The organism is Legionella sp. D16C41 (assembly GCF_048541585.1).
In the GTDB taxonomy this organism is placed as follows: Bacteria; Pseudomonadota; Gammaproteobacteria; order Legionellales; family Legionellaceae; genus Legionella_C.
The window spans coordinates 298,610-317,500 of record NZ_CP183303.1 but is presented as its reverse complement, the minus strand read 5'-3'; the positions used below and the strand labels follow the sequence as shown (position 1 = coordinate 317,500).

The window sequence follows — 18,891 nt, the reverse complement described above, 5'->3', positions numbered from 1 at the left end:
CTTTAGTCGCGCTGTTTATATCTAGCGAATATTGCTTAGCCATCTCTGCAAAATCTTTTCCAGACTTTAACTGCTGGTAAAGATTGTGCACTTGGCGCTTTGCTTCTTCTGCGGTCATATTTGTGTCAGGCTTTATTAAAATATGGCGGACATGTGTTTTTACTACCTCATGTCTTTCATTATTACCACCAATCGCCACTAGTTTAATAATTTGATAGCCATTACCTGCACGTAAGGGTCCTGCAATTTGTCCAGCTTTCATTTTTATAATTTCTTTAGCAAAAAGTTCAGGTAGTTGTGCTAAATACCTATCTCCTAAATCATTACTTTCTAAAATGAAACCGTCCGTTGATTCTGCGGAAGCAACTTGATTGAAATCGGCACCTTTACGTAATTTAGCTAACACATCATTCGCTTTTTGCTGTGCGTTTTTAAGTTCTTGCGGTGTTGGTTCCTCTGATAAAGGAATAACCATATTTTGTAAATGGTAAGTAAATTTAGTCTTATCCTGGTAAGCCCCTGATTTTAAGTAATTTTCAACTTGTTCGGGTGTAATTTTTATATCTTTACCAACTGCTTTTTGCTGTAGACGAGCCATAATAATTTCTTTACGAAGACTCTCTCGATAACTTTGCCAAGTTAAACCTTGGTGCTGCACAGCTTCCCTTAATTGCGATAAAGTCAATTTATTTTGCTCAGCAATCTTGTTGATAGCGTCATTTAAGTCAGTATTATCAACAGTAATATTATGTTGTTTCGCTAATTGTAGTTGCAGGTCAGTATCAATTAGATGTTGCAAAACTTGCTTTTTTAGAACGTTCTCTGAAGGAGGCTCCACTTTTTTAGCAAGCATCTGCTGACGTATGGCTCTAACCTGATTATTTAATTCACTGGCGGTAATAACACTATCATTTACTATTGCGATGACCCGATCTAAAGGTTCAGCAAACGCAAATGCAGGTAAAATCAATAGCAAAAATGCAATACGCTTTAACATGCGATATTCCTCATTTTTTTTAGAGCGGCAATTTAGGTGATTTATACCCAAAATACAAGCAAATTGACTTTAAAGTCATAAATTCTTAGCAACGTTATACCCTAAAAAATTAGCGATGAAAACTATCTACATAACCGGGTAAAAAGGTGCGAAGAATACTAGTAGGTGTACTATTTCCTACAGAACCAAGGCCCTTTAATAAGACTTGGAAATAAATACTATTGTTATAACGTGGCGAATCACTTAGTGGACTTAAGCTTTGAAAAGTTCTACCACCAATTAACCTTGCAGCCCAACAACAACTATCATACTGTACTCCTAGAAAAGACATCATCTCATAACCTTTACTAATATTAAAATTATAAGCACCAAGCGTGCTCCATTTATCATTAAATGGCCAAGCGTAAGAAAATGTAACTTGATGCAAAGGATTAACATCTACGTCGTTATTAATATATGTAATATCGCCATTAACTAAATAGGTATAACCTATATTTATTATTTGATTTGGTCCTGTTGATAATTTAAATCAATATGACCGTTATTTGTAGAGTGAGTATTAACATCCCATACATAATCGCCGACTATAGTTAACGCTGGATTAAAATTATATGAAAGGCGTGATGCTATAGGCGATAAATTCTGGAATGGCGAAACATACCCTAAAGCCAAAGGGCTATCATAACAATGTTCAAACACGCTATGACACAATTGAACACGGCGATCCGAAAAGTAATAACTTTGGCCTATTGAAAAACGCGCCCTTTCTGTGCCCGTAACATCAGAAATTAGACGAGTTGTAACTGCATAAGATAATTGATTTGCATCACTAATACGATCAAAGCCTGAGAATCGATTCACACGAAATAACTGGTCAAAATTAAAAATAGTATAAGCGGAATCATAAACAGGGATCTTGCTTTGATTATGATAAGGCACATACAAATAAAAAAGGCGTGGTTCTAATGATTGATTGAGCCCTTCACCCATTAATTGAATTGGCCTATCAAAAAATAAACCACCATCCAAATAATAACGTGGAATAGTATTACTATAGTGAGCGTTTGTTAAAAATGGAGCATTATGCCTAACATCATAAAAATTTTGTACTAATTCGACATTAGGTGTTATATATCCCCACGGCCTTGACTGCGGTAAAGATAAAACAGGATTTAAATAATAACGCGGTCCTTCTGGTACGGTAATTAAGCTATTTGGCCAACGAAAGTTATCATATTGGCCAAATAAAGTAAGATTGCCATTTAAAGGTAAGTCATCGTAAAATCCACGTGCTAACAGTTGTGGTAGCCGTTGATAAATATCACTCACTGGCGTTAAATTGATTGGCTGCAGGGTTTGATAAGATTGGACAAAACTACGAAAAAACCAGTTATCTAATGTGTAAGCTAACTCACCTTCGCGCACTAATTGTCTTTCTGTTGAAAGAGCTAAGTTATTACTAAAATCTTGTAAATAATAATCATCAGAAACTTGTTGAACATTAATACGCAATCGTAAGTTTGGCGTAAAATAAGTAGTATCTTGAAATTGTAATGACCATCTATCTAAAGATGAACCACGTAACTGAGGAAATTCGAATTCGTTATCATGGATGAAATTTGCATAAGCTCGGTCACGTGGTAAAAAACTCGCATAAATTTGTCCAACAGAGCTTGATGTTAGGTAACGAAATTGTTCACCAATCATTAGACCTCGCTTAGTATAGAGATGCGGGTAAAATGTGGTGTCATAATTGGGAGCAATATTCCAGTAGTATGGAAGCAAAAAGTCAAAACCACCTATATTAGAACTACCGAAAGTTGGCCATAAAAATCCTGATTTTCGTTCTTTCGAGGTTGGAAAACTTATATATGGTGTGTAAAGAACAGGAACATCACCAATTAGTAAACGAGCATGGCGTGCTACCCCAACAGAATTAGCATCATCTAGATTAATTTTTGCAGCTTCAAGATGCCAGGCATTATCTTGCGGTGCACAAGTGCTATAAGTTGCTTTCTCCAAATAATAATCTTTATTCGGGAAGCGTTCGATTAAACCAGCGCGTCCCCAAGCTGGCAACGCTGCACCTCGTCGACTTGAATTAAAACGATACAATACGTCTTCTGCTGTTCCAGATTTAGCTTGCGGATTAATTGTGACTTTTTTTGCAATCATTAATCGGCCAGGCTCTAAATATTTTACTGCCCCCAGTAATTCAATACTTGTAACTTGATTAGTTTTCGGGTCTCGATAAATATAGGCCGTTTGCGCATTAAGCACTCTATTTGTTTGCCTTACCTCTATATTACCTTTTAAGCTAGAACGACCTTCATTATAAAGCGACATCTGATTGGCAAAAATTTGGACTTCATCCTCGCGCGCTAATGGCTGCACTTCTAGAGGTAAATAAGCTCCTTGACATCTAGTATAAGAGGGTCCTTCTTGCCAACCAAGGCAAGAAGCAAAATTTGCTCTAATAACACTATTTAGATAAGTATCTCGCGGTAAAACACAAGCTTGGATAGGCTCTATTAATATTTCTGAAGCGCTAGCCGCTTTGAAATAGAAACTAACTAAAATTAAAATCCCTATAAAAACAACAGTAAAAAGAATACAATTTATTTTCTTTCTCGTCGTTCCTAAAAGGGTAAACTTAAGAGCAATAGTCATATTAGTAAAGTACCCTATAAGCACAAAGTGCTTCACAGTTTATTAGTTTCACAAATTACCCTTCTAAGCAAAAGGTTAGGGAGTATAACATGCATAAACGCCAAAACGCACTGCACAATTGGTTAATACAAACCCTTGATTCAACTGATTTTTCTTTAAACCTCTTAGCTGGTGATGCTAGCTTTAGAAAATATTATCGTTTAATTTTTCAAGATATAAGCCGCATTGTTATGGATGCACCTCCGCAGCAAGAAGCCTTAAAACCATTTATTGAAATTGCTGGTTTTTTTCGTACTCATGGATTACTAACACCGAAAGTGTATGCTGTCAATGAATTAGAAGGATTTGCGCTTTTAGATGATTTTGGTGATACTTTGCTCCTACATCATTTAACTGTTGAAAATACCGATAATTTATATACCACTGCTATTAAAGTATTACTAAAAATACAACAATGTCCATTAGAAAATGGTTATCCTTTTCCTAGGTTTGACAAACAATTTATGCAAAATGAATTGAACCTCTTTAGACAATGGTTTTTAGATGCTTATTTAAAGCTAAAACTTAGTTCAAAAGAAAAAAATTTAATTCAGACTACTTTTAACTGGTTAATCGCTGAAATTGAAAAACAACCAAAAGTAGTGATACACCGTGATTACCACTCACGAAATATTATGCTTTCTGGGGCAGAGTTTAATCATCAACTTGCCCTTATTGATTTTCAAGACGCCATGATTGGGCCTGTGACATATGACTTAGTATCTTTGCTTAAAGATTGTTACATTCAGTGGCCACGCGAACAAATCTTACGCTGGTTATTAATTTTTTATGAATACTCACCTTATACAAAACAGTGGAGCTTTTCAGACTTCTTACGCGCCTTTGATTTATGCGGATTACAGCGGCATTTAAAAGTATTAGGTATTTTTTGCCGACTGCATCTACGTGATAACAAACCTAGTTATTTACACGATTTACCACTTACATTACATTATGTTACAGCCTGTGCTGAAGATTATGAAGAATTAAAATCGTTTTATCATTTTTTACAAACAAGAGTTAAGCTGCCATGCATACTGCAATGATTTTAGCGGCAGGTCGAGGTGAACGCCTTAAACCGATAACCAATTTTTTTCCGAAAGCCATGTGCTTAGTGCGGGGTAAACCACTCATAGAGCACCACATCTATAAACTAGCTTGCTCAGGCTTTAAGCGTATTATTATTAATCATGCCTATTTAGGTGATCAAATACGTCGCTATTTAGGTAATGGTAACCGATGGAACGTTGATATTTTTTACTCGCCTGAGCCTCCAGGTGGCTTAGAGACTGGCGGAGGTATCTTTAATGCACTTCCTTTGCTGGGCAATGAGCCTTTTTTGGTAGTTAATGCTGATGTTTATACAGATTTTGATTTTGCTTCGCTAAATTGCTTACCTAATTTTTTAGCTCATGTCGTTTTAGTTGCCAACCCAGCACATAATATTAAAGGGGATTATAATTTAAATGACACTATATTGACCAATGAACGCATCTACACTTTTGCTGGCATTACTTGTTATCATCCAGATGCATTTATTACCTGCTCTACTGGTCGTTATTCTGTAACGCCCTTGGTACGCCAATTAGCTGAGCAACAAAAGGCTAGCGGCTTAATTTACGAAGGGACATGGCTTGATATAGGCTCGCCTGAACGACTAAGCTGCCTTAAGGAAGAGTTATAAGTTTGGTTGCTTAATTGCTACTTAAGCAACTAAGCAAATTTCTTAATTTAAACATTAGGCGTTGTTGGGATAGTTTCATCTGGACCACCTGGTTCAACCGTTGGCGTTGTTGCAGTTGGTTCTGTAGTCGCTACTGGACTAACAGTTTCCGGCGCTGCAGATCTTGTTGGTGCTGTAGGTTGAGCGTCAGTCTGTGCTTGTGGTTGAGCAGGATAATTATGCCTCTGAACAGAAGCAGTTAGGTTTTTATCATCAACATGTCTTTGTAACTTATCAGTTAAATATTGACCAAAACCTTGATCTCTGTCAGCAATTAACTGCCTTACACGTTCTGCATCTGCCTTAATGGCCTTTCCATTTTTATCTACTTTAGTATGACCGTCCGCTTCTGACTCATAAATAACACTATCTTTGCTAACCATTTCGTTCTCAGCTAGCCAAGCATTAAACAAATTATCAAGTGCGGTTGCTGTTTGCGCGTCTAATGGCTGACCATCTATTGAAAATGCACGGAGTAATTGCGCCTCATCATTGATAGCAAAATCCATTTTTATATTGCCATCTGTTAACGTTGAACTAACATCTTTTAGACTAGAAATACCATGATTATACTGAGCATTTTGAAAATCAGTTCTAATTGCTTTAAGGTTGCCTCCCCAAGAATCAGCACGATTATCAAATCTGTAATTTACATCTTTTACAAATTTTCCAACCCGCTTTATCACCTCATCACTTGCCTCAATATTTACTTTACTTAAAGTATCAGATAAACGCTTATACAAATAAGCAGCCGCTTCTGGCGTTAAACTAGCCACTTCAAGAGCTTTTAATATAGCATCTTTATTAGGTGCAGGAATAATAGCACTCATGTTAATTACCCATTAAAAATTTTGTCTAATTTTTAAATTGCTATATGAATGAACAAAATTAGCAATCTTTAAAGTTTGATTTCAACATTATAACAAAATGGTGCCCACAATTAGACACCTTATTAGAAGTATAGCTGTTAAGAGACTGTAAATTAATCGAGAGGATTACGTAACGAATCAGTAACTGAATTAAAAGTTTTAGATTTCATAGAATCAAATTTGAACTCATCAACCAAAATAGCATCCCATCTTGCTCGCTCAACAGCGACTATAGCGTCCATCTCTTCTTGAGACAACGCACCTGCACTCACTTTTTCAGCTAATTTTTCTTTTAAATTGCCAAATGAATAACGTTTTAAGTCACTTACTTTCGCATAAATATCGGCATTAGCTAAAATAAGTTGCAGGGTATTTTCCATTTTGTCGACTGCTTGTGTAGAGTCACCACTTAAGTACAGCCATTTTTTTAAAATATCACGATAGGTATTATTTTTACTCATTAACCTTGCTAAGCGGTGATCAAGATAATCGCGTGGATAGGCAATAGATGCCCCGAGGGGAAAAGCAAAAAAGCGCATTATGCCGCCTAAGAATCGGGAAGGAAAGTTATCGCAAAACAATAACATAGCTTTCTGAGCATTGAATAAGCAATATGTTATTGCCCATCTAGCATGTAATTCTAAATCAGCCTGTTGATTATAATGATTATAAAATCGTAAAGATGCCATTGCCATGTATAGATAAGACATAGCGTCAGCTAATCGTGCTGAAAGCCGCTCTTTTCGTTTTAAATCACCACCTAAATAAATTAAAGACAAATCTGCTAACCAAGCAAAAGCATGACTAAGTCGTGCTAAATATTTGTATTCTCTCTTTAAAGGGCTTGCAGGCGCACTAATAAAAAGGCCTCCAGTCCAAGCCGAACAAATTGTTTTTGCAAAATTACGCAAGAAATAATAAATATGTCGCCAAATTAAGTTATCAAAAGCTTCTTTATTATTATTGGAAATAGCATAAAATTCTTCGCGTACAAAAGGATGGCATGCCATTGAGCCTTGACCAAAAATAAGTAAATTTCTGGACATGATATTAGCGCCTTCCACCGTAATAGAGATTGGCAAACTTATGTAATGATTCATAAGGTAATTACGTGGACCGGTAACAATAGCTCGTCCAGCATGGATATCCATTGCATTGTTCACTACAATACGAGCAAGTTCTGTATTGAAATATTTAGTAATGGCAGAAGCAACCGATGGCTTTTTATGTTGACTTACCGCCTCAACCGTCATTAGTCTTGTTGCATTAATTAAATAGTTTAGCCCTCCTATCTCAGCTAATTTCTCTTCAATACCTTCGAATTGACCAATTTCTACATTAAATTGCCGCCTGATACGGGAAAAAGCGCTACTTACTATATAAGATACTGAAGAAGAGGCGGCCGCAAGTGCTGGCAAAGAAATTGATCGGCCTATTGATAAGCATTCAACTAGCATCTGCCACCCTTGGCCAGCTTTTTCCTGACCACCAATAATAGAGCTAATTGGAACAAAAATATCCTGACCACGGATAGTGCCATTCATAAAAGGTTGATCAGCTGGTAGATGCCGATTACCAATTTCTAAGTTTTCTGTATCGCGAGGAATTAATAAACAGGTAATGCCTTCTTGACCGACACCATTTAAAAGGCCATTAGGATCTTTTAAATTAACAGCCAAGCCAATTAAAGTAGCGATTGGCGACAACGTAATCCAACGTTTATTTAAATTAATAGTTAAACCAAGCACTTCTTCATTATCAATCATTTTTTTGGTAACAATCGCTTCTGATTGAATTGAGGTTGCATCACTACCAGCACCAGGCTCAGTCAAAGCAAAACAAGGAATATCAATACCTTTAGCTAAGTTAGGTAAATAAGCATTTTTTTGCTCTTCAGTACCGTAATAATGTAATAATTCACCTGGGCCTAACGAATTAGGAACCATGACAGTTACCGCTACTGCCCCCGAGCGGCTAGCAATTTTCATAACTATTTCTGAATGAGCGCGCGCAGAAAATCCTTTACCACCATATTCTTTAGCAATAACAAGACCAAAGAAACCTTTTTCTTTTATAAATGTCCAAACTGCTTTTGGTAAATCACGCTCTTGCTCAATATGCCAATCATCTATCATGCTACATAGTGCTTGAGTCTCATTATCTAAAAACGCTTGCTCTTCAGCACTAAGCTCAGGTAAAGGTAAATTGAGTTTTGCCCAATCAGGCTCACCTATAAAAATATCTTGTTCAAGCCACGTATCACCAGCATTTAAGGCTTCTTCTTCAGTTTTAGAAAGTTTAGGAATTGATTTAGCTGCTTTTTGATATAATTTATTAGTAATTTGGGCACGAACTGCTGGAACATGGATTACAGCAATAATAGCTATAACTATTAGCCACAAAATTAAAGCAATAATCCAAGGCATACCAACAATGAATGTTGCGATTGTCAAATAGACAATACTACCTGCCTCCCAAGTTGGCGATTTTAAGCCATGATAAAGCACTAACAAGGTGAAAACGATATAAATTAAAAATAAGAGCGCAGCCATGTTTACTCCTTCCATGTCTTAATGCAATAAACAGAATCCTACCAGGAAAATTAACTACTATATACTCTTTATATAGATATCTTATTGATTTTTAAATGATTGTATTTATTAATTCTAGACAAATTAGCATATTTATATTCAGATTGATAAAGAGCTAATTAATTATTTAATTTTATTATCTTTATTCTAGAATGCTTGCCTTATTTAAAGAAATACTCTAGCGTAAAAAGTTTCTCATAGATTATATTTTCATGAATACACGACTAGTTTGGAATTTTGAACTTAACCTCGATAAACCAATTAAATTTGAGGAATTAGCTTCTGAAGAACAAGAGTCGACTCGTTGGGAAGCACGCTATTTTTGGCCAGAAAATGAAATTATTACCTTCTATAATTTAAGCTCTTCTGTTCTTGCATTTAGGCAAGTGCAAATTAAAGAACGTAGTGATAGTTATTATCTATTACCTGAGAAAAACTTAAATATTAAAAAACGTAGAGAAGAATTATTGTATAAACCGTTATTAAAGCAGAAAGGACACTGCTCAGGATTTGGAAAAAAAATTAATTTAATGGCACTAGATTGTGCACAAGCTCTGCCAGGCTGTCCTTCGTTGGAAGTGAAGGTGCTATTGAATTTACTTAAAAAATCTGGAACAGCTGTTAAAGTTAATAAAACTGCTTTTATTTATAAATTTAACTCTACTCCATCGATTAAATTAGAATTATCGCGCTTGATTATAAATAATTTAGTGTATTTTAGCGCCTCCATTGAAGGGCGCTCTTATACTCTTGTATCACAAATAAGTCGTCTCTTGCTTAAAAAACAAGTTTCCTGCGATTATGTAAGTTTTTTAAAGCAACTAAAATTATGATTAGGAATTTATTAACTTTAATGTTGAGTTTTGGCAAGATTGGTCTTATTTCACTGGGCGGTGGAAACTCCATGCTTAAATTGATTGAAGTTGAAGCCGTAAATTATCGACATTGGATAAGTAATGACGAGTTTGTTAGTATGTTAGGCTCAAGCTTTTTATTTCCTGGCTTAACTGCTGTAAAACTATCAGCACTTATTGGATATAAAGCAGCGGGATTATTAGGCCTGATTTTTGCTGTTATTAGTATTAATTTACCTGGCTTACTATTAGCTGCTATAGGTTATCAACTATTAAATCAATATAGTGGGCCAACTATTCAGAAAATAATGGTACCTGTACAATATGGCGCCTTAGTTTTACTAGCTGCGACTGCCTTTTCAGTTGCACAAGGGGTGACAAATGCTTATTACTCAATACCTATGGTTATTATGAGCATTTTATTTTTTCTGGGCCTAATTTACTTACAATTATCACCTTTTTGGGGATTTTTAGCTTTCATTGGTATTTGTTTTTTCCTAGTTCATTAGACCGCTTGCACCACTTTAATAAATTGCATTAATCTTATAATTAGCAAAGCTCAGAAAATATTAAATCTGTTTTAGTTAAGTAACAAAAACCTGCATACAAATTGCAGGCGTTATAAATATAATTATTAGCAATAGTCGATTTAAATCGCATGGTATTGGTTTAAATCCCTAACTCACGATAAATTTCTAACGGATTACATTTAAAAATGGATAGGGAACAAAAATTAACTAATGCGCTGGATAATCCAGACTATTTTATTAATCGTGAATTCACCGCACTGGCCTTTAATGAGCGTGTTTTACAACTGGCGAAAGATGAGCGAATACCTTTATTAGAGAGGGTACGTTTTTTATGTATTTGCAGTGGTAATCTTGATGAGTTTTTCGAAATTCGTATGGCCGGGTTAAAAGAAAAACTTGTCCTTGCTTCACCTAAATTTATTGATGGACTGCGAACCAGTGATTTATTTAGTCAGCTTAGTAAACGGGCCCATACTATTACCGATGATATTTATGCCACCTTTAATAAACAACTGTTACCAGCTTTAAGACAAGAGCGTATTTATGTGCTTAATGTTGATGAGTGGACTGAAGATATTTATTTGTGGGCAAGGCATTACTTTAAAAATGAAATTCTACCGGTAGTAAGCCCAATCGCGCTAGATTTAGCACACCCTTTTCCGCGCTTATTTAATAAGAGTTTGAATTTTATTATTTCCTTACAGGGTAAAGATGCTTTTGATAGAAATATTGATTATGCTGTTATTCATGCACCCCGCTCTTTATCAAGAATAATTCCTTTGCCTTCTGAACTTTGTGTTGATGGCGGCAATTATTTTGTCTATCTTTCAGCTATTATTCAAACTTACGTACATCGTTTATTTCCAGGTATGGAGATAAATGGCTGTTTTTCTTTTCGCTTAACTAGAAATAGTGATCTTTTTTTACGAGAAGAAGAAATAGAAGATTTGGCAGCTGCTGTACAGCGCGAGCTTTTTTCGCGACATTATGGTCATGTTGTACGTCTAGAAATAGACAAAGATTGTCCAAAGAAGATTGTTGATTTTCTTCTGCAAAAGCATCATCTTCATCATGAAGATGCTTATTATTGTGATGGTCCTGTTAATTTACAACGCTATTATAATGCAATTAATCGTATCGATCGCCCTGATTTACTTTATCCACCTTTTAAAGCTCAGTATCCTTCAATTATTACCAATAAACGTCATTTATTTAATGTTTTAGATGAAAGAGATATCTTGCTTCATCATCCTTATCAAAGTTATGAAGTAGTTATTGATTTTGTCAGGCAGGCCGCAAGTGATCCTAATGTTTTAGCAATTAAGCAGACACTCTATCGCACTCACTCACAATCAGAAATGGTAAAGGCCTTAGTTGAAGCAGCTCGTTCAGGTAAAGAAGTTACTACAGTAGTTGAGTTAAGAGCACGCTTTGATGAGGAGTCGAATTTAAAGTTAGCCAACCGCTTGCACGAAGCAGGCGTGTTAGTTCTTTATGGCGTTGTTGGCTATAAAACACATGCAAAAATGACGTTAATTGTACGACGTACCCATGGAAAATTAAAACAATATGTTCATTTAGGCACTGGTAACTACCACGAGCAAACTTCTAAGCTTTACACGGACTTTGGCCTATTAACAAGTGATCCTAATATTACCTCCGATAGTCAAATTATCTTTCAACAATTAACAGGTCTAGGTAGGACAGTAAAACTTAAAGCACTTTGCCACTCGCCTTTTACCTTACAAAAAGATTTATTAAATCATATTGATGAATGTATTAATGCCGCTCAAGCAGGCAAAGAAAGTGAAATTAATATTAAGGTAAATGGGTTGACTGATAAGATTATGATTAAAGCACTCTATCAAGCTTCACAAGCTGGCGTCAAAATTAATCTTATCGTACGTAGCCTATGTTGTCTTAAGCCTAATATCGCTGGCATTTCTGATAATATAAAAGTTATTTCTGTTTTAGGCCGTTTTCTAGAACATCATCGTGTATATCATTTTCTTGCCGATGATAAAGAATACGTTTATTGTTCAAGCGCAGATTTAATGGAGCGTAATTTATATAACCGTATTGAAATTTTATTTCCTATTTTAGATGAAGAAAATCGGAAAAGAATTAAAAATGAGATTTTTAAAAATTATTTAAAAGATAATAAATCTGCTTGGGAAATGCAGTCAGATGGAACATACAAAGCACTAAAAAATGGCCATCATAGTGCTCAGGAAAAATTATTACAACTGTATAGTTAAACTATATATTAAAATACTCTAGTACATAAATAAATTTTATGTATGTTTAAAATGGTAATAAAATCACTTCAATTAAGCATCATTTTTAATAGCAACACTTTTCTGTAAATTAATCTCGCCCATATCTCCATTGTTAACGAGAATAACAGATACCTGATAAATATCCGACTTAAAAACTGACTTAGATAAAATTAAGCTATAACCTATATAACTTGTATCTACTCCTTCTTTAACTCCGTCAACAACATTAGGAGGAGTAGGCCCTACATTTGCCGGAAAAAGGTACTGGTTGGTATTAGATTTAAAGCGAAGAAAAATAGAAGTATCGCCAGAATATTTTTTTCTAAAATAAGCCCACCCTGCAAGAGCTAATGTATGGCGTTGGTCATCAAGACGAATATTTAAGTTCGAGCTAACTATTTCACTTGGATTGACCGGCCTATATTTTTTCATATCGATAGTTATAGGTTGCTGATTTGTATCTATAGGCATAGAAGATAGCTTAAGTACATTGAAGTTTTCGGTTTCTAGCAACGAGTTTTTACTAGGAAAAGAAGGCATTGTATATGATAAGTCAGTAGCTATTTTTTCTTGTTCGGCGGTTGGAAGAACATAATTATACCCTAACCATCGCATTGTATTATGAATCCTTTTATTCCAGCGAAAAAGAGAATGTCCTACAATGTCATAATCAGATTGTAGTATAAGTGGACTTGGCTTATGATTATGTTTTCCAATAATCACAAGCGGCTTATACTTAATTTGTTCCCCGAGGTTTGTTAAAAGAAAATTATAAATTTGATTAGCATAATTCATATCATAGAAAAATCTTAAATTATCGCCATAAAATAATCGCACAATATATTGTGCATTAAAAAATGTTCCAATTATTACCAAAGTTATTATCAATTTTCTAATTATTAGTTTATTGAAATAAATATAAATTATTAACCAAGTTCCAGCTAACATCAGTGGAATATTTAGCAAAGTACGTAATGGCAATGGATCGCCAGTTATCAGTGGTAGAGAAAAAGCACTTAGTGTCAGTGCTATGAGTAAATAAATAAGTAAATATTTTTTGATATCAAATATTAAAATATAAACAAAAAAGATTAAATTAAAAATAATTGTATAAGTACAAAAATAATTAAAAGGATACCTAAGTATTTGTCTTTTAAAGTAAGTATATAAAATTTTCTTAATAAAAGATGGGCTATATTTTCCCCACCACATTAAACCTTCAACATAATTAACTGGGGGAATAAAATAAGAAATAACTAGTAGTGCTAATTTATATAGAATTAAGGCAAATATTAGTAGCGCTATGCTAAGCATAAATCTATAAAAAAGATAGTTAACTAAATTAAAATTTGGATTTTGTTTGTCTAAGACCAAACCGGTATAAGTACCAATTAATAAAAAGCCTGTTAACCAATAAGCTGCAAACATCTGGTATATAGATATAGCTAAAAATAGATACAAAAGGCTTAGCCAGAAAGGAGAAGAATCTTTATTAAGTTTCTTAGGCAAGTTTTTAATTTTAGATAGATAATATACGGCTAAGCTAGCAAATACCAAACCTATGCTTACTGCTATGTTATAGGTAGTAAAGCGTAAGTAAAAAGTGTAGATGGGAGAGATGCAATAAATTGTCGAGAAGATGAATAAACTTAATTTATCTCGATTTACCTGCCATAGATTGGCTGCCCAGATTATTGTAGACAAAAAGATTAGATGAACCGATATAAAATCATTCCAAAAAGGGATAATTTTATTATTTGTAAATAAATATAAAAAATATATTAGGAAGCGGCCAAGGCCAAACCAAATAGTTTCATGATAATTCGATTTAAGAAAGGAAAATTCTTCACTGTCTGTTGATAAAGACCAATTAACGATAAAATATCCATAAGCTAGGATGAGTACAAAGTAGAAAATAAAAATGTAATTTTTATTTTCTCGAATATACGATTTAACCTCCTGGAGTAAATGCATATCATATTCCTATAACTTCTATTGACATAATGCCTTTATATAACCCTAAAACAGTCTTACCCTTTATACTGAAAAGTAATGTTAATTTACTTAACAATGGTAATGCTTCCATAAATCTCTGACTCATTATTGAAAGTTTTATTAACCAGCAAAAAATTTTAATAGTTTAATTTAACAATTTTTACCAAATGATTTGATTTACGTACTTTCAATGCCAATAGGCAATGCAAAAGGCTCCATTTCACTAATGGGTTTTCCAAAAGCTATTTTTGGATAGACATTGGTATGTGGATTAATCAATACCTCTAACAAAACAGGCTCATTTACTTTTTCCCATAACCACTCACTAGCTAAAAATGTTTCTTCAGGTTTTGAAATAGTCTGAGCTTTAATACCATAAGCTTTAGCAATGGCTGAGAAACTTGGCGCATTATATCCCCAATAAGTTGATTGATAACGGCCTGAAAAATAGCTATCTTGGAATTGGCGAATCATACCTAAACAATTGTTGTTGAGCACAATAATTTTTATAGGCAAGCCATTACGAACAATAGTCTGTAACTCCTGAATATTCATTTGAAACGCACCATCACCTATAATGGCAACGACAGGCTTTTTACCGCAAGCTAACGATAAACCAATAGCAGCTGGTAAAGCAAAGCCCATTGCTCCCATACCACCGGAAGTAATAAACACTTGTTCTGGCTTTAATTCTAAAGATTGCGCGGCCCACATTTGATGGTTTCCTACATCAGCCACATAACCAATAGCATGTTCACAAAATTGAGATAAATCATGCATAAAACAATTAGGGTTAATACCGGTAATATTATTTAATTCATTGGTATCAGGGAATTTAGACTGTAATGCCTTAAGCTCATTTAACCAAGAAAGATAAGTAACTGAACTTCGAGTCCAATACTGAGTAGCTTGGTTAAGAAAATCTTTAGCATCAGCCACAATCGAGATACAGTTCTTAATTCGGTTGTTAATTTCACCTTCATCGCAATCAATATGAATAATAGTTTTATTTTTACTAAAGCTATCGACATCTGCACCAGTTTGCCTGACATCCAGACGGCTACCAATAACAATTAATAAGTCAGCTTTACCTAAAGCTATATTAGCCCATCTATTGCCGTAAGTACCAATAAAGCCAATACGCATGGGATGATCATATGGTAATAAATCATATCCTAGCAGTGAGGTAACAACAGGAATTTTAGCAAGCTCTACAAAGTCTAAAAGTGCCCGTGCTGCATTAGCGCAGCGAACACCACCACCAACTAATATTAACGGTGCAGTTGCCTGATTTAAGTATTCCTGAAGAAGATTAATTTCTACAGCTAAAGATTTAGTTATACTATTTTTTCGCTGAAGTTGATGAATCGGACCAACACTAATTTGCTCTCGTTGGATATTCATTGGTAAATCAATAAGGACTGGCCCTGGACGATCATTAATCGCGCATTCGTAGGCTTCATACATAGTTGCTTCTACTTGAGAAGCATCATCAATATGAAAGCACTTTTTTACTATAGGTTTAGCCATAGTAATAATATCTGTTTCTTGGAATCCGAGCTGGCGAATTTTACGGGTCCCTTTCTGCTCATAAGTGTTAACTTGCCCGGTAATAAATAAAGCCGGAGATGAATCAAAATAACAACTAGCTATACCTGTTAATAGATTTGTTGCGCCAGGCCCACTAGTTGCTAAAGCAACACCAGGCTTACCTGTCACTCTACCATAAGCATCAGCTGCAAAAGATGCGGCCTGTTCATGATGCATACTAATAATATTAGTATTTCCATAGCGATATATAGAATCTAGTAGGTGAGTAATCATTCCCCCTGCCACTTCAAAAACCAAATCTATTTTTTGCACACGCAAGAATTCTGCAATGTAATCACTTACTTTAACCTGCATAATTTTTTCCAAAAGAAGTATACCAATTAATGGTTGTTTGTATTGCCTGTACTAAGCTAATTTGCTGGGTTAACCCTAATTCAACTTGAGCGCGCTGCACATTAGGTACATAACGCTCAGGAAGAGCACCCGTAGCCGGCTTCATGATTTTAACTTGAGGCTTAGAATCAAAACAGCTCGATACTATCAACGCTAGTTCTTTAATAGAGATTGCTTGATCAGAACCTACATTATATGGGCGAAGTATTTGCCCTTTAAATAAAATAGTCCATAACCATATTACCAGATCTGCAGCATATAAATAAGAACGATAAGGACTACCATCACCATTAATTATTATATCTTCCCCTCGCAAACCACTACGAATAAATTGCGCGATGGCAAAATTGGCCGTTAAAGGGAGATAAGGCCCAATGAATGTAAAACAGCGAGCAATTTTTATATCTAGATTATACTGTTTAGCATACAATACGCTAAGATATTCTGCTGCGAATTTACCGACTGCGTAAGTTGAGTATCCCTCATCTAGCTTAAGCTCACAACTATGAGATTCTAAAAGATGACTTAACTCAGGAGTCTGTTTTCCATATACAGCACCTGAACTTGTTAATAGAATCTGTTTTGCCTGAGAATACGCTGCAAATTCAAGTACTCGTTTGGTACCATCAACAATAGTATTCCAGGTAGACAGCAACTTTACTTTATCTAAACTAGCACCAACATCTGTCGCTGCATGGATAATAAAATCAAATTGCTCCTTAGGGAATGTAAAGTTACTAACATCACCTTCCAAAAAGGTAAAGGTCGAATTTTGCGCTAGATGAGGATATCTATTAACAAAGCTTGCTTTATGACGAGTTAATAAAGTTACTGTTGCATTTAGGCTAAGCTTTTCATTTGCCCATAAAAAACTTTCAAGTAACCAGCAGCCAAAAAAACCTGTTGCGCCCGTAATAAATAGGCGTTTATTACGTAAATTTTCCCATAAAGAACCCATTTGCAGCAAAATAAAATTTAAATCTTTAGCCAATAAATTTAATTGACTTCTTTGAGTAAATTTTTCTTCTGTAATAGAATTTTTAATCCATGAGTTGAACGACATCTACTACTCTTTTTTCAAAATTAATACGTTCTTTTTCAATTACTAAAGGGCGTCTCATTACGCGGGTATTAATAGATGCAATATATTCACCTAATAATCCAATAAAAAATAATTGAACCGAAGAGAAGAAAAACAAACCTATTAATACAGGTGCTATTCCAGCATTAAAAGTATTCCAAAAAATTAGTTTAAAAATAAAAAATACAATTGAAATAGTTAAACTAATGGCACTAAGAAAAAAACCGCCCATTGCCGCTAATCGTAAAGGAATTTTTGAATAGCTGGTGATTCCGAGCATCCCTATGTCATATAAACTGTAGAAATTATTTTTTGATACGCCTTTTTTTCTTTTTGGCTGCTGATAAGGAATTTCTACAATATTAAAACCAATATCAGCAATCATGCCTCTAAAATAAGGATAGGGATCATCATAAGCTCGTAAAGCCTTCATAACTTCCCTATCATATAATCCAAAACCTGTAAAATTTTTAATTAATTTAATATCCGCAATTTTACCTATCCAATAATAACCTAATTTCCGAATATTAAACATTATGCGCGATTCTTCACTTTTAGGTTTGACACCAATAATAATTTTATTACCTTTTTCCCACTCAGTAATAAACGTTTTAATTAATTCAGGCGGGTCTTGTAAATCAGCAACTAATAAAATTACTGCATCACCATACGCTTGGAGTAAGCCATAATAGGGCGAACGAATATGGCCAAAATTACGTGAATTCACAATAATTTTAATATTTTTATCTACGGTAGCTATTTTTTTTAAAATACTAACTGTTTTATCAGTAGAGGCATTATCAATAAAAATATGCTCATAACGATAGTCGGGTAACTGGCTAAAAACGGTTTTTACCTGCCTATAGAGTTCTTCAACATTATCTTCTTCATTAAAGCAAGGCGTAACAATACTAATTAACGTCATAATTGTCCTTAAAAACAAAATATTTGTTTAAAGTAAATGTTATTATTGCTACTGGAATTAGGGAGAAAAAACCAGCTAGATAAAGGTTAGTTGTAATTAACCCAAATAGCTTGATCAAACCTAAATTTATAAAATAAGCGATTAAATACACACTAAAAAACTTATGAAATAGGTTCTTTTTGGTATTGTTAAAAACAATTTTTCCTATAGTCTTAAAGTTAAATAAGACTCCTAATAAAGTTGCCAAAAAAATTGCCAAAGGATAATTTATACCTAAACAAATGAAAAATGCATATAATAAATAACCCACTAGAGTATTTAAAGCACCAATTAAAAGAAACTTAATTAATTGATGCTGTGTAGCTGTATTAATTATTGTCATTTAAGAAAAATA

Annotated in this window: 13 protein-coding genes and 1 pseudogene (1 of these 14 running past the window's edge); 5 read left to right on the top strand and 9 right to left on the bottom strand. The window is 34.4% G+C overall.

Annotated elements, in window-relative coordinates:
• Both ACNVED_RS01395 and ACNVED_RS01390 read right to left on the bottom strand, forming a co-directional pair.
• Positions 1–997, bottom strand: the 5' portion of a protein-coding gene (locus ACNVED_RS01395; RefSeq protein ID WP_419419991.1) for a peptidylprolyl isomerase. 284 nt of this gene lie to the left of the window's left edge; 997 of the gene's 1,281 nt are visible here — the first part of the coding sequence; it begins with the start codon at positions 995–997; its stop codon lies beyond the left edge, outside the window.
• 109 nt (positions 998–1,106) lie between these two features.
• A pseudogene (locus tag ACNVED_RS01390) lies at positions 1,107–3,667 on the bottom strand (LPS-assembly protein LptD).
• Between the two features lie 89 nt (positions 3,668–3,756).
• On the opposite strand from ACNVED_RS01390, the gene ACNVED_RS01385 reads away from it, so the two are divergent.
• The gene (locus tag ACNVED_RS01385) at positions 3,757–4,752 is read left to right on the top strand and encodes an aminoglycoside phosphotransferase family protein (protein ID WP_419419990.1); all 996 of its coding nucleotides are present in this window, start codon (positions 3,757–3,759) and stop codon (positions 4,750–4,752) included.
• Positions 4,737–5,390, top strand: a complete 654-nt coding sequence (gene murU / locus ACNVED_RS01380) for an N-acetylmuramate alpha-1-phosphate uridylyltransferase MurU (protein ID WP_419419989.1) — start codon at positions 4,737–4,739, stop codon at positions 5,388–5,390. Before ACNVED_RS01385 ends, murU begins: the two co-directional genes overlap by 16 nt.
• A 47-nt stretch (positions 5,391–5,437) precedes the next feature.
• Here murU and ACNVED_RS01375 read toward each other — a convergent pair whose 3' ends face one another.
• Both ACNVED_RS01375 and ACNVED_RS01370 read right to left on the bottom strand, forming a co-directional pair.
• Entirely contained in the window at positions 5,438–6,259 is an 822-nt protein-coding gene (locus ACNVED_RS01375; RefSeq protein ID WP_419419988.1) for a hypothetical protein, read from the bottom strand.
• Positions 6,260–6,411: 152 nt separating this feature from the next.
• A complete protein-coding gene (locus ACNVED_RS01370; protein ID WP_419419987.1) occupies positions 6,412–8,850 on the bottom strand; it encodes an acyl-CoA dehydrogenase in 2,439 nt (812 codons plus the stop codon).
• A 251-nt stretch (positions 8,851–9,101) separates the two neighbouring features.
• Here ACNVED_RS01370 and ACNVED_RS01365 point away from each other — a divergent pair, with 251 nt between their 5' ends.
• The 3 genes from ACNVED_RS01365 (at position 9,102) to ppk1 (ending at position 12,531) form a co-directional block, all read left to right on the top strand.
• A complete protein-coding gene (locus ACNVED_RS01365; protein ID WP_419419986.1) occupies positions 9,102–9,722 on the top strand; it encodes a hypothetical protein in 621 nt (206 codons plus the stop codon).
• Positions 9,719–10,252, top strand: coding sequence for a chromate transporter (locus ACNVED_RS01360; protein WP_419419985.1), 534 nt, complete (start codon positions 9,719–9,721; stop codon positions 10,250–10,252). The genes ACNVED_RS01365 and ACNVED_RS01360 overlap by 4 nt, the downstream gene beginning before the upstream one ends.
• A gap of 206 nt (positions 10,253–10,458) precedes the next feature.
• Complete coding sequence (ppk1, locus tag ACNVED_RS01355) at positions 10,459–12,531, top strand: polyphosphate kinase 1 (RefSeq protein WP_419419984.1); 2,073 nt, start codon at positions 10,459–10,461, stop codon at positions 12,529–12,531.
• Between the two features lie 72 nt (positions 12,532–12,603).
• Here ppk1 and ACNVED_RS01350 read toward each other — a convergent pair whose 3' ends face one another.
• The 5 genes from ACNVED_RS01350 to ACNVED_RS01330 form a co-directional block, all read right to left on the bottom strand.
• Entirely contained in the window at positions 12,604–14,526 is a 1,923-nt protein-coding gene (locus ACNVED_RS01350) for a glucosyltransferase domain-containing protein (protein ID WP_419419983.1), read from the bottom strand.
• Between the two features lie 198 nt (positions 14,527–14,724).
• A complete protein-coding gene (locus ACNVED_RS01345; protein WP_419419982.1) occupies positions 14,725–16,452 on the bottom strand; it encodes a thiamine pyrophosphate-binding protein in 1,728 nt (575 codons plus the stop codon).
• On the bottom strand, positions 16,442–17,554 hold the full coding sequence (locus tag ACNVED_RS01340) for an NAD-dependent epimerase/dehydratase family protein (RefSeq protein WP_419419981.1): 1,113 nt from the start codon (positions 17,552–17,554) through the stop codon (positions 16,442–16,444). The genes ACNVED_RS01345 and ACNVED_RS01340 overlap by 11 nt, the downstream gene beginning before the upstream one ends.
• The gene (locus ACNVED_RS01335) at positions 17,532–18,497 is read right to left on the bottom strand and encodes a glycosyltransferase family 2 protein (protein ID WP_419419980.1); all 966 of its coding nucleotides are present in this window, start codon (positions 18,495–18,497) and stop codon (positions 17,532–17,534) included. Before ACNVED_RS01335 ends, ACNVED_RS01340 begins: the two co-directional genes overlap by 23 nt.
• Positions 18,484–18,879, bottom strand: a complete 396-nt coding sequence (locus ACNVED_RS01330; RefSeq protein WP_419419979.1) for a GtrA family protein — start codon at positions 18,877–18,879, stop codon at positions 18,484–18,486. Before ACNVED_RS01330 ends, ACNVED_RS01335 begins: the two co-directional genes overlap by 14 nt.
• Between the last annotated feature and the right edge of the window lie 12 nt (positions 18,880–18,891).

Excerpts from the sequence above, each read along its gene's own strand:
- murU (WP_419419989.1), top strand. The coding sequence starts at position 4,737 with ATGCATACTGCAATGATTTTAGCGGCAGGTCGAGGTGAACGCCTTAAA.
- ACNVED_RS01360 (WP_419419985.1), top strand. The coding sequence starts at position 9,719 with ATGATTAGGAATTTATTAACTTTAATGTTGAGTTTTGGCAAGATTGGT.
- ppk1 (WP_419419984.1), top strand. The coding sequence starts at position 10,459 with ATGGATAGGGAACAAAAATTAACTAATGCGCTGGATAATCCAGACTAT.
- ACNVED_RS01375 (WP_419419988.1), bottom strand. The coding sequence starts at position 6,259 with ATGAGTGCTATTATTCCTGCACCTAATAAAGATGCTATATTAAAAGCT.
- ACNVED_RS01385 (WP_419419990.1), top strand. The coding sequence starts at position 3,757 with ATGCATAAACGCCAAAACGCACTGCACAATTGGTTAATACAAACCCTT.
- ACNVED_RS01345 (WP_419419982.1), bottom strand. The coding sequence starts at position 16,452 with ATGCAGGTTAAAGTAAGTGATTACATTGCAGAATTCTTGCGTGTGCAA.
- ACNVED_RS01370 (WP_419419987.1), bottom strand. The coding sequence starts at position 8,850 with ATGGCTGCGCTCTTATTTTTAATTTATATCGTTTTCACCTTGTTAGTG.
- ACNVED_RS01335 (WP_419419980.1), bottom strand. The coding sequence starts at position 18,497 with ATGACGTTAATTAGTATTGTTACGCCTTGCTTTAATGAAGAAGATAAT.
- ACNVED_RS01340 (WP_419419981.1), bottom strand. The coding sequence starts at position 17,554 with ATGTCGTTCAACTCATGGATTAAAAATTCTATTACAGAAGAAAAATTT.
- ACNVED_RS01330 (WP_419419979.1), bottom strand. The coding sequence starts at position 18,879 with ATGACAATAATTAATACAGCTACACAGCATCAATTAATTAAGTTTCTT.
- ACNVED_RS01365 (WP_419419986.1), top strand. The coding sequence starts at position 9,102 with ATGAATACACGACTAGTTTGGAATTTTGAACTTAACCTCGATAAACCA.
- ACNVED_RS01350 (WP_419419983.1), bottom strand. The coding sequence starts at position 14,526 with ATGCATTTACTCCAGGAGGTTAAATCGTATATTCGAGAAAATAAAAAT.